The 550-nt window shown below is 64.0% G+C and carries 1 protein-coding gene; it reads right to left on the bottom strand.

Features of this window, described 5'->3' with window-relative positions:
• Window positions 1-479 (bottom strand): hypothetical protein (locus IFT36_RS16165; RefSeq protein ID WP_200413682.1); only part of this gene is annotated, 479 nt, incomplete at its 3' end.
• Window positions 480-550 lie beyond the last annotated feature (71 nt).

Raw genomic sequence — 550 nt, 5'->3', positions numbered from 1 at the left:
CCGAAGGTCCACCAGTGAAGCTGCGAGCCCTCGACCACAACATTGCCGTCATGCCGCACGTGAACGGAGAAGGGCAAAGCGGAACCCCGGTCAGGAACCACCCGCACCTCCAGGTCGAACTCAGCGACGGGAGCGTGGACCGTCACCCGGCCGTGAGTGCCGACGAGTGCCTCGATCCAGCCTGGCAGGCCCTCTGGGGCGGTCTTGTCGATGGTCATCCTCAGCTGCCGTCGTTCGAGCAGACTGAATGCCCGGCCGACACCGGCTACGTTCCACTCGAGCTCTAGTCTTCGGCCGCCGGCGAATTCGACGACGATCCATTGCTCACCGATGAATGACAGTCCGGGGACTTCCAGAAACGGCAGGCGATCCGTGTCGGGATCGAGCAGGGTCGCGGAGACGTGGTCCGTCCCGAACGTCCTCCTGGCTGCGTCGGTCAGCCGCCCGAATGTGGCTTCGTGATGGGGCGGGATCGGCACGACCTCAGTATGCCGATTCCCGATAGAGACGGCGAGGGCGCTTGACCGAAACTCCAAGTAGAGAGCAAGAC

The organism is Frigoribacterium sp. CFBP 13605, from assembly GCF_014839405.1.
In the GTDB taxonomy this organism is placed as follows: Bacteria; Actinomycetota; Actinomycetes; order Actinomycetales; family Microbacteriaceae; genus Frigoribacterium.
Note: the sequence above shows the minus strand (reverse complement) of the source record. Positions and strands in the feature narration are given on the sequence as shown.